We start from the raw sequence: 11,834 nt of genomic DNA, 5'->3' as shown, positions 1-11,834 counted from the left end.
CTCTTATTTAATTTGGAATCTCAATGGTAAACACGGTGGTCTCTCGCCCACGCCGGGAAAGGATCAGCCGTCCGCCCATTTTCTCCGTATTCCGTCGTGCGATGGACAAACCAAGTCCGGTGCCTCCGGTCGCTGTCCGCGCCTCATCCCCTCGTACAAACGGGTCAAAGATCGTTGACCACAGTTCTTGGGGTATGCCCACTCCGGTATCTGCCACTTCAATCACCACATGGGTATGAAGCGGAATGAGTTCCACGCGCATTTCTGTTCCGGGCGGATTATAAGACAGAGCATTGGTAATCAGATTCTGAATGACTCTGGATAACAGCTCCGGATCATACCTCGCGTAGATCTCCTGATCAGGAACAAGTACGTGAAGGACAAACTGTTTTTGTTCAATCTCCCCATAAGTATCTGCCATAATCTCGCGCACGAATTCTCCAATTTCTCTTCTCTGAATATGCATGCGAAAATCGGGTGAATCCACCTTGAGCAGCTCCAGCATATTCTGTATCATGCGTGCAACTTGAACGGACTTGTTATAGATATATCCCAGATATCGTTGCTGCCTGTCCTTGTCCTCCCCACGTCCTTCCACCAATGCCTGCGCGTATCCCTGTATAGATGTTATCGGTGTCTTCAGATCATGTGATAAGTCTACAATCAGTCGCTGTTTGCTCTGTTCGGCGTATCGTTTCTCCGCAGAGGTGTTCTCAATAACGTCCGCCATGTAGTTAAAGGTCTCACCGATCTGGACAAACTCTCTCTCGGCCGAGATCGACATCCGTGTACTATAATTTCCCTGAATCATCTGCGTAAGACCCGAGGAGAGAATGCTGAGTGGTTTTTTGATTCTCCGTGCGACCCAATAGCTATAGACAAAAATCAATAATAAAACCAAACCGATGCCAATCATAATGTAAAAAGACAACGGGTGCTTCAGATTGGTAATCAATTGATTATCATTAATCCTTACGCTAACCAGATCACGCGGGATCTTCAGCAACACATACGCTGCTGCTCCTTCTGTCGAGAGAGGAGTGATCGAATAATAGTATTCCTGGTCACTCCGATTTTCCAGTCCATCATACAGATCGGCTTCACTGTATTGCGTAAACGCATCTTGCTTGTCTCCCACATGACGAATGACGTTGCGATTCGCATCCAGAATTTCAATCCAGCCACCGCTGTCCTTGAGACGTTGAATCTCTGTGTCTTTGCTTTTCGACACCGAACCTCCACTGGAGTAAAATTCGTCCTCTAGCTCTGCAACGTACACATGGGCTTCGACATTCAGATCTGGATCAACCACTTGATCCGATATACGAAAATCCACGACATCCAGTGACACCATAAGGTACACGATCAATACCAGTAACAGCAAAAAGAAGTTGAACAGCAAGAAGTCCAGTGTCAGGGATGTCTGCAACAGTCTTTTTTCTCTAGCTTTCCATGGGCGCTTCAATTTTGTATCCCAGTCCCCTTATCGTTTTGAGATATTCCGGTTGTCTGGAGTCACGCTCGATCTTCTCCCGAATGTTGCTGATATGTACCATAATCGTGCTGTCCTCGTGAGCATAATAGTCGCCCCAGACCGCTTCGTATATTTTTTTACGGGTGAACACTCGGCCAGGCTGATCGAGCAACAATTCCATGATTTTATACTCTGTAGAGGTCAATGTTACAGGACTTCCTGAACGAAAAAGGATACATTGGGATCGATCCAGGGTCAGATCACCTAATACCAGATTCTGTTCTTTCGCTGCGGGAACCTCCGCTGCATCAAAATGATTGACTCTTCTGAGCAATGCCTCTACTCTGGCGACAATCTCAAGCGGGTTGAATGGCTTCGCTATATAATCATCTGCCCCAAGTCCCAGTCCAAGGATTTTATCGTGATCCTGACTTTTGGCGGATAGGAACAGAACAGGCATGTGATGTGTAGCCCGGATCTGTTTGATCAACTGCAACCCATCCATCACAGGCATCATGATGTCCAGTATGACCAGATCGATCTGTGTTGAACGAATACATTCTAACGCCTCCGCTCCATTCACCGCAGTCTTAATGGTATAGTCCTTCTCCAGATAGAGCTGAAGCAGTTCCACAATCTCTGGTTCGTCATCTGCAATTAATACGGTGTATCTCATGTTATTCCTCTCATTTCCTATACTCTATGCCTATCTCTACATTATTACTATATACTACGTCTCTTAATTCAACCTAAATCATTTCTAAAGATAATCTAAATAAATAAAAATAGAGCCCTGGCGCAAGCCAAGGCTTTATGAAAATAGGATCGTTCTCATTCTTGATTCAGGCTTTTCATTCTTCATTCGGACTATTCAATCTTCATTCGGACCATTCGGATTAGACTATCAGATCATTCCTTACCGGAACGAAGCCAAGGTTCAACTTTCACTGATAAACGTTGCTTGTCATACTGCACATATTGGCTCGCCCGGTTGCGCACGGGATCACCCGCATAGAAGCGTTCATACAGGTCATGCCTGGCTCCGAGTGGACTTCCTGTAAGCTCCCACGCCAGTTGAAAGAGACGAATCTTCTCCGGGGCTTGCATCGTTACTCCGCCAAGGTATTTTCCCATCATGGAGCCCATCATTTCATTCATCTCAAACGTACCTGAAGGAATCTGAATCAGACCACCCGCAGCAATCGTCTTTAATATCTCCACAGCGCGGGGATAATACCGATTGCCCAGATTACGGGCAGTTTCAATATATTTGAATTCCGGCAACCAGTTGCCGAATGTATCCGACTTGGACTGAGCTTCAGCAGCAACAATCAATCCCTCGATGGTCTGCATCTGACTGATCAGCTCTCCGAGCTGTTCCTGTACATTCAGGAAAGCGTCCACCCCAATCTCCTTGGCAATGGCTGAGGTCACGGCTGTAATGAACTCCAGTTTTGAGTGCAAACGAATGACGCTCTGATGATAGGCCAGACTGGCCGAAGCTGTATTACAGCGAATCTGCCATACGGCTTCAGGGTTATTGTGCAGCAATACACGTTCCCAGGGCACAAATACATCGTCAAAAAATAACACGGCATCCATCTCATCGTACTGCGCACTGAGTGGATGTGATTGATCTGTATCTTTTGTGGCAAAAGATTCACGACACATCATGTGTAAGCCTGGACTGTCCGCAGCTACAATCACCATATGGGCCAGCTCTGGCAGGTGGGACGGAATTCGTTGAACGGGATAAGCAATAATATCATCTGCATAAGGCGCTGCTGTTGCCACCATTTTGGCCCCGCGAATGACTACGCCCTCCGTATTGCTTTTGACAATCCGCAGCATGGCATCCTCGTCTTCACCAACAGGCAAGGAACGGTTAATCTGGGGGTCGCGCTGGACAATTGTCAGGAATGCATCTTTTCGTTTGGCTTGTTCAAAATAAGCCGATATTTTACCTGCAAATGCAGGATCATGTGCTGTCATCTCATGTCGTGTTGCATACCAGCCGGTCAGGCGGGATCGAGCATAATCAGACAATCGGCTCATCACCCCATACGTCCGCTCAGACCAAAGCCGAAAAGCCCCCGCTCTGCTATTCACGTCGAGATGTGAACGGGGTACAAGAAAAGAGCGATGTACATAACTTCCCGTCTGTTCGTCCCAATAGGCCACGGTTTCCCTTGTATCCGGGTCATCCACCAGATTAAACAATCCTTCTATCGTTTGAAGTGTTCCCTGAAAGGCCTGATGCTGGGTAACCCGGATACGTTCTCCGTCCAGCCATACATTCCGCTCATCATTCAAACGTTGAATGTAAGCTTGTCCACGAGACATCGTGATGCTCATGATCTGTCCTCCCTCTCAGGCATCTGCCTGACATTTCTGTAACCCCATCCTTCTAACTGCTTGAGAAACTATGTAATGATACATTTTGTATCTATTGAAATAGTACTGTGCCTTGGATAGAAAAGTCAACAGACACCGAGTCATGCGTTCGGTGTCTGTTGGGCCATGCTATTTTAGACTAACTTGGAATACATATGACGCAGATACCGCCAGCGCACAAGTGCAAAATACAAGATCTGCATGGAAGCAAACACCAAGAAGATACGCAGGCTGTATCCGAAGACCGAGAAGTCAACCAGTTGCTGTAACGCTACAAAGGCAACCGAACTGTGGATGACCGCCACCAGAATCGGCAGGAAGAACATAAGCAATAGCTGCCTTGTTACGATCTTACGGAGTTCGGGACGACTCAGTCCCATTTTGCCAATCATGCGATACTGTGCTTCATCCCGTTCTAGATCTGCGTAGAGTCTGAAATAGGTGAAACTTGCTGCAAAGGTGAAGAAAACAATGCCGATCAGGCCGCTCAAAATTAAAATGATGCCATTGGTCTGCTTGGAATTAAGCCAATCCACCACAAGCGCGCTGACCTCGTAATAACCTTTGTCGGAATGATCATCTTGAATGGATTTGATCAATTCAGGAGCGAAGCTGCGTGTACCCATCCAATCTTTCACGATAAATTGTATCGTTCGACTCGAATAGAAACCTTCAGGCATCCCAACTTCCTCGTTGTACGCAGGTCTCATCTTATTAAACAGTTCGTCGGTTACGACGTAGAGATAAATTTCATATTGAAAAGGAATCACAATATCGGTACCAGGTGTCGATAGCTGGACAGGTACGCGCTGATTATCAACCTCCAGATTGACCTTTCCTCCCGAGACTCCTTGTTCAACCTGTTTACGGTACTCCTTGCGAATCGCCAAATTGCTTGGTGTCATAAATGACTCATCGATCTGTTTCAACGTACGTTCTTCATACCCCAGTGCCTTCGCAAGACGGTTATAATCACTAAGTTTGATAATCTCCCCATTATTATTTTCACCTATAGGAGCATAACTGCCCTTCACGTAGGGAACTTGATGATCAATCAACGTTTCTTCAATCTGCCGAATATGTCGCTCGGAGTTTGGAGTATCCCAGTTATTCATATAACTGAATGCGTACGGATTCGACATGGACGACAACCCCGGGTCAGCAATAGCAAGCATGGTGCCAATTCCCGTAAATGAAGAAGCTGAAATGATACTTACCATGAAAAACATGATGGCGTTATCTTTCATTCGATAGGTAAGTTCAGATAAGAAGAGCAGATTGGTTTTACGGAAAAATAATCGTTGATTGCCTTTGAGTGCCCGAATGATGTATACACTGAGCTGCGTGAACAAAAAGTACGTACCTGCAATAACGACCACGACACTTGCCATTAATAGCGGAAACGAGAAGCTTACCCATACAAAAGTGAATACTCCTGCATAACCCCCGCCAATCAACAATACGGATAACAAGGCGAGTAGACGTGAGGCTTTGGGTTCAGGTTTCGGTTTTTCCTCTGATTTCACAAGGTCAATGAGTGAACCTTTCCGTATGAGCAAGGATGACGACATCGCGATGACAACGAACAATAGCAGAAATGCTCCAACCGTCAAGGCGATGCCTTTCAGCGGAAAATAGAACCGAAGACTGTTCTCAACAGCCAGCATGGAGCCACAGATGAGCAGAATCAATTTGCCGAAAATGAGCCCGAGTCCGATGCCCGTAATGATCGAAGCTAATCCAATACACATATTCTCCATAAACAGAAGCCGATTCATCTGTTTGCGTGTCATGCCAAGAATCAGGAAGATACCAAATTCCTTCTTACGCGTCTTTAGAAATGAACCTACCGAGTAGAGCAGGAACAGGAACGAAAAGATGAATATAATGATCTCCGCAATTATAAACCCCTGATCCGCAAGCAAAGTAACCGTACCACTTGAACCTTTTAACCCTTCTTTCAAATCAGGATGGAACAATAGCAATGCGTAAGTAAAAAAGATCATGACGGAAAACGTACTGCTCAGAAAATGAGCCAGATAAATTCGTTTGTTGCGAACAACGTTATTAATGGCGAACTGGCGAAAATTCATGTCCTGACCCTCCAATTAGGGATAATACATTAATAATCTTCTGGTAAAAGGCTGCACGATTATCGCCGTAGTGAATTTCGTTGTAGAGTTTGCCATCCTTAATAAAGACAACCCGACTGCAATAACTTGCTGCTACTGCATCATGAGTGACCAGCAGCATCGTAGCCTGATCCTCCTGATTGCGAGTTTCGAGAATCTCCATCACATCTCTTGCCGCCTTCGAATCCAGGTTACCTGTTGGCTCATCTGCCAGAATCAACTTCGGGGAATGGATCAGCGCTCTGGCAATGGCCGTACGCTGTGCCTGTCCACCCGAGATCTCATATGTCCGTTTGTTCAGAATACTCTCGATGCCCAGCTTGCTTGCCAACTGTTGAACACGTGCGTTCATCTCTGCTAGCGAAACGCCGTCAAGAGTCAGTGGCAGTACGATGTTTTCCTTGACTGTCAGTGTATTTAACAGATTGAACGATTGAAAAACGAAACCAAGCTCTTTGCGCCGGAACAGCGCGAGTTCGTCCTGATTCAATTCAAACGGATTCTTCCCTGCAATCCGCAGTTCGCCTGATGTTGGATGATCAATGGTTGAGATCATGTTTAGCAGTGTTGTTTTGCCACTACCCGATGGTCCCATGATGCCAACAAACTCACCTTCCTGAATCCTGAGGTCAATACCTGATAACGCTTCATAAGATACGATGCCTTTGTAGATTTTACTGATCTGTTTCACAGAACAAATCTCCATGGTTACAACTCCTTAGTAATGTATGAATTCAAAATCAAGTTACTTTCATGCTGTATGCATGCGTATTGTGTGCGGCCTTTCCTGTGATCTTCTGACTACAGTCTATCGAAGTTTCGGCCATTCTCCTATGGTTTAACCTTTCATCAACATGACAATGTTGTAAGGTTGCAAGATGGTAAGCAAAAAAGACGTCTTCGCCTCAACCAGGCAATAGACGTCTAAACTTACACCTACACTGTAATTCATACTCTACTCACACTTCTTCAACAAAAATACACACCTCACGCCACAATCTTATCTTCAACCTGCCACTTCAGGATTTGAATGTAATTCGGACGGTCGTTCCTTCGCCATACACGGATTCAAGATCGATCCGATGATTCATCCGCGTTAACACTTCTTTGGCAATATACAGCCCCATGCCTGTGGATTCTTTGAAATGCCGACCGTTCTCCCCGGTGAAGAAAGGTTGGAATACCCGGTTCAGATCAGACTTCGGAATCCCGATGCCTTGATCCTGCACTTCCAGCATGATGGAGCGTTCCGCTTCATACGCACGAAGATAGATCTTTTGCCCGCTGCCCGCAGAGTACTTGATTGCGTTCGACAGTAACTGTACCAAGACAAACCGAATCCACTTGGCATCGGATTGCACAACCAGCGAAGAATCGATATGCATCTCTGGATAGACGTGATTGCGAATAAAGAATCGCTTGAGCCCATGGATCGCTTCTTCCCCAGCGGTCTTCAGTATCACAGGTTCCACACTGAAATCCTGCTCGAAGGTATCCAACCGCGCAACATACAGCACAGTCTCCAATCCCCGTCTCATCTGGTCCGCTTCCTCTCGAATGCTGATGAGCCTGGGATCATCATCTTCCTGATCTTCCACGGTCAACTCAATGACGGATAACGGTGTCTTCATCTGATGTACCCACTGGTTCATAAACGTCAGATATTCTTGCTGCCGTTGTTCCAGCCGATGCAGATGAGCATGATACTGCCCGTATTGTGAATCCAGCAGCTTCTCCAGCGCCAATGATAAAGGACTTGTTTCGTTCAATGGTACAAATTCCTTCAGCGAATCCATCGATCGTGTCATCCGGGCATAAAAAGAGCGATGTGAATAATAACGATAGACCAAATATGCACCGTATAAAAATAATCCCAACGCTACAGCATAAGCAGCCGTGACCCAATCGTTGTAACCGTCATACCAGAAAACTGCAATAACGGTGAACAAGATGGCAACAACCCAGCAAGTTAAAGCGAGATGTTCTCGTATAAACAACCTCATGACGGTGAAGAGAACTTCCAGTTATTGTTCAGTCGGTAACCCGATCCTCTTACCGTTTCCAGTGCATCCGTAATGCCAAGTTCGGCTAATCGCTTACGCACCCGGGTAACGTTAACACTAAGTGTGTTGTCATCCACAAAAGAGTCATCCCACAGTTTCTCCAGAATCGTCTCCCTGCTCACAAGCTTGGGACTGCGACGCAGTAATGTCTCCAGTAAAATCGTTTCCTTTTTCGTCAACTGCACTTTAAGATCAGCGAGTTGAATCTCCTGTCTTTCCAGATACACGACCAAACCATCCAGTTCCACCTTGCGTTCTTCGTCACGTGCAGCATAGTCCCCATACACCCTGCGCAGCTGACTCCGAATTTTGGCTATAACAATCTCATGTTCAAACGGCTTCGTAATATAATCATCCGCTCCGTTCTCCAGTGCCATGACCTGATCCATTTTTCCGCTCCGGGCGGAGATAAACAGAATCGGGCACGTAGACATCGTACGAATCTGGCGGCACCAATAGAAACCATCGTAGCTGGGTAAATTGATATCCAGAAGCACCACATGCGGCTGCACCTGCTCAAACTGTTGTACAATCGTCTCAAAATCCTCGGCCAAAACGGCCTTATCCCCATAGCGCTCAATATGTGATTTCAATAATCCCGCAATCTTGGGGTCGTCCTCTATAATCATAATGGTATACATAGTTGGGTCTCACCTCTGCCAAAATCATATCACAGGATTAATTATCGAGCATCGACTTGCTTACGCCAATCCACAATATCTGCATTCAATTGTTTCAGATCTCCGGAAGCTTTCTGGTCATCGGATAACTTGTATTGTTGCTTCAATGCCAGGATTCGATATACACTTTCATCAATTCGAGATTCGGAGATCTCGCCTGACTTCACTGCACTCATTAGCGTGTCAAAAATCGTCTTGGCACTTTCATAACTATGAGCTACCAAAAGAATGTCACTTCCTGCTTTAACCGTTGCTAGAGCAGCCTCGTCCAACTTGAAGTTCTTCGCTATTGCTCCCATACTCAGGTCATCTGTGATGACGACACCGTCATACTTAAATTTGCCGCGCAAATGTTTACCAATAATGACATCCGATAAAGAAGCCGGATGATCCGGATCAAGCTTCGGGAACAAAATGTGTGCAACCATGACCGCTTCTACCTGCTCCTTCACTGCGGCCTGGAACGGAATCCATTCAAGCTCGGCCAGTTGTTTTTCCGTTTTGTTCACGACAGGTAGATCAAGATGGGAATCCACGGACGTATCCCCATGACCCGGAAAATGCTTCACTACCGGAATAATGCCTTCACTACGAAAGCCTTTCATCTCTGCAATCCCCATACGTGACACGAGTTCTGCCGAGCTGCCGAATGAACGATCTCCGATCACCGGGTTCTTCGGGTTACTATTCACATCCAGTACAGGAGCGAAGTCCACATTAAAACCTGCAAGTTGAACCTGTCTCGCCAGCAATTCTCCCATCGTTTCAGCAAGCGCGCTATCGTTCGTCTGGCCTACCTTTTTGTTGGAAGGAATGGATTCCACCGTCTCCGGCATACGGCTGACTTTGCCGCCCTCCTGGTCTACACTCATGAAGATCGGTACCGGATTGGACTGATTCGTGTCCTTGATGGACTGCACAAACTTGGCTGTTCCCTCAAGCGTCGTTACATTGTTGGCATAGAAAATAATGCCCCCTACCTTCTGATCCATAATCATCTGTTTGGCTTGATCATCCAGCGTTGTTCCCTGAACACCAGCCAGTATCATCTGTCCAATCTTCTCTTCTAACGTCAGTGAACTGAGCTGCTCCTGCACCGGGTCAGCTTCCTCTTGCGGTTCCTCTTGCGCTTGTTCCTGCGATGGAACGGTATTCTGCTCCGGTGATGAGGAAGTTTGCCCTGTGTTGGAGTCTGTGTTCGAATTGATGTTCGAGTCCGTTGCGGAAGAAGGTTTCTGAGCTTGGCCGCATGCCGATAAAAGCAGAACGATCCCCAACATGAAACACATCATCTGCAATGTTTTTTTCCATTGATTGTTCGAGTTGTACCTATAGTTATACAAGGATATTCATCCTCCTTATGTAATGTCGTCACGGTAATTCAAAGGTTCAGGCCTAACCTTATCACAAGGTGAATGATTTTCAAAATGAGCGCTTCTGAGGATTGATTCGTTGTGCTGACATATATGCAGCGAAAAAAATGGTTGCTATAGAACCTGAAATGTGGAACCCAATGGTGTTGTGACTAGGTGCGTGTGCGGTGTATGCGGACAATCAATAGGAGCAACGGTGTAGAAAAGTGCTTTTCTATTGTGAATTTTTCATATGTTGAAATTATTAGTATAGGTAGCTCAAAAAGCCGCCCAAAGGCGGCCTATTTGTTCGTTTTTGTTTTACTTTTCGTTGTAAATCGTTGCCGTTCAGCGTTAGTTCACCTTTCACCAAACGTTCTTAGGCTTCTATTAATGGAGTGTTTGCAACACTTCCGTTGTAAAAGGAATGATTTCAGATGTGCGACCCTCACGAACTTTGGCAGGCCATTCGGGATCACTCAGCAAAACGCGGCCCAAAGCGATCAGACCAAATTCGTTATTCTCCAGCTTCTCATTCAGAAGATCCAGATGGGCATCCCCTGTTCCCTGGTTCTCGGTTGCTCTGTCCACAAATTCAGCTTCCAGCCCTACCGATCCAACTGAAATAGCTGGTTTGCCTGTTATTTTTTGAGTCCAACCCGCGAGATTCAGCTCGGAACCTTCAAATTCAGGCAACCAGAATCGGCGTGTAGAACAATGGAATATATCCACGCCTGCAGCACTGAGTGGTGCCAGGAATTGCTCCAATTGTTCCGGCGTTTCCACCAGGCGTGCATCATAATTCCCCATCTTCCATTGGGAGAACCGAAGCACAATTGGGAAATCAGGACCAACTGCCGCACGACAAGCTTCAATCACTTCAACTGCAAATTGGGTTCGCTGTACCAAATCACCGCCATACTTGTCAGTCCGTCGGTTCGTCTGCTCCCAGAAGAATTGGTCAATCAGATATCCGTGGGCTCCGTGCAGCTCAATGCCGTCAAACCCAATTCGCTGTGCATCCGCTGCGGCTTGGGCAAATGCTTGAACAAGACCTTGAATCTCCTCTTCCGTCAAGGGTTCACGTGATGGTTCTCCTGCCATGCTAACGCCTGACGGACTTACCGGTTCAGCTTCAGCATTAGGCAAGTCGCCGGAACGACGCGCTGTACCCACATGCCACAATTGTGGCATGATTTTGCCGCCTGCTTCATGTACTGCTTTCACTACGTTAGCCCATCCTTGCAGTGAATCTTCACCATGGAACAATGGAATACTCGCCCCACTGACGGAAGACGGATGATTAATGCCTGTGCCTTCCGTAATGATAAGCCCCACTCCGCCTGCTGCTCTACGACGGTAGTACTCAACAACTTCTGGTCCAGGTACGCCCTCTGGTGAAAATCCACGTGTCATGGGTGCCATCACAATTCGGTTAGACAAGGTTAGCTTGTCCGAGGTGAAGGGTTTGAATAATGCTGAAGGTACGTTCATCGTATATTTCTCCTTTACAATTGGAAGTATGGAACTCCGCATTCACGGGAAATGCGACTTGCTTCTGTATATCGTAACAGGTTAATCCAGTTGACTGGTTTAAGGTTATTTCTCTATCCATTTTATAGTTTCTTAATTTTATTTTCAAATTTTCGAAGTTAGGCATTCATACTAATCTAATGGACAAAAAAAGAAAGCTACCATGTGGCAGCCTCCCTCAGAACAAACTGCCGCAGCAGTCCGCC

At 46.3% G+C, this 11,834-nt stretch carries 9 protein-coding genes; all 9 read right to left on the bottom strand.

Annotated features, from left to right (window positions below; genetic code table 11):
- Positions 1-7: 7 nt before the first annotated feature.
- The gene (locus tag PAHA3_RS07245; protein ID WP_062834115.1) at positions 8-1,465 is read right to left on the bottom strand and encodes a sensor histidine kinase; all 1,458 of its coding nucleotides are present in this window, start codon (positions 1,463-1,465) and stop codon (positions 8-10) included.
- On the bottom strand, positions 1,443-2,150 hold the full coding sequence (locus tag PAHA3_RS07240) for a response regulator transcription factor (protein ID WP_062834114.1): 708 nt from the start codon (positions 2,148-2,150) through the stop codon (positions 1,443-1,445). Before PAHA3_RS07240 ends, PAHA3_RS07245 begins: the two co-directional genes overlap by 23 nt.
- 233 nt (positions 2,151-2,383) lie before the next feature.
- Positions 2,384-3,829: a 4-hydroxyphenylacetate 3-hydroxylase family protein gene (locus tag PAHA3_RS07235; protein ID WP_082762736.1), complete on the bottom strand. Its 1,446-nt coding sequence runs from the start codon at positions 3,827-3,829 to the stop codon at positions 2,384-2,386.
- Positions 3,830-4,002: 173 nt separating this feature from the next.
- Positions 4,003-5,961, bottom strand: a complete 1,959-nt coding sequence (locus PAHA3_RS07230) for an FtsX-like permease family protein (protein WP_062834113.1) — start codon at positions 5,959-5,961, stop codon at positions 4,003-4,005.
- Complete coding sequence (locus tag PAHA3_RS07225; RefSeq protein ID WP_062834112.1) at positions 5,936-6,706, bottom strand: ABC transporter ATP-binding protein; 771 nt, start codon at positions 6,704-6,706, stop codon at positions 5,936-5,938. The genes PAHA3_RS07230 and PAHA3_RS07225 overlap by 26 nt, the downstream gene beginning before the upstream one ends.
- A 313-nt stretch (positions 6,707-7,019) precedes the next feature.
- Positions 7,020-8,003 (bottom strand): sensor histidine kinase, encoded by a 984-nt coding sequence (locus PAHA3_RS07220; RefSeq protein ID WP_062834111.1) that lies wholly within the window; start codon positions 8,001-8,003, stop codon positions 7,020-7,022.
- Positions 8,000-8,704 carry a response regulator transcription factor gene (locus tag PAHA3_RS07215; RefSeq protein ID WP_062834110.1) on the bottom strand — a complete coding sequence of 235 codons (705 nt, stop codon included), beginning with the start codon at positions 8,702-8,704 and terminating at the stop codon, positions 8,000-8,002. Before PAHA3_RS07215 ends, PAHA3_RS07220 begins: the two co-directional genes overlap by 4 nt.
- A 41-nt stretch (positions 8,705-8,745) precedes the next feature.
- Positions 8,746-10,086, bottom strand: a complete 1,341-nt coding sequence (gene nagZ / locus PAHA3_RS07210; protein WP_235599384.1) for a beta-N-acetylhexosaminidase — start codon at positions 10,084-10,086, stop codon at positions 8,746-8,748.
- A gap of 399 nt (positions 10,087-10,485) precedes the next feature.
- Positions 10,486-11,589, bottom strand: coding sequence for an NADH:flavin oxidoreductase (locus PAHA3_RS07205; RefSeq protein ID WP_062834109.1), 1,104 nt, complete (start codon positions 11,587-11,589; stop codon positions 10,486-10,488).
- Positions 11,590-11,834: the final 245 nt, after the last annotated feature.

This window comes from Paenibacillus amylolyticus (genome assembly GCF_001570725.1).
GTDB lineage: Bacteria > Bacillota > Bacilli > Paenibacillales > Paenibacillaceae > Paenibacillus > Paenibacillus amylolyticus_A.
Note: the sequence above shows the minus strand (reverse complement) of the source record. Positions and strands in the feature narration are given on the sequence as shown.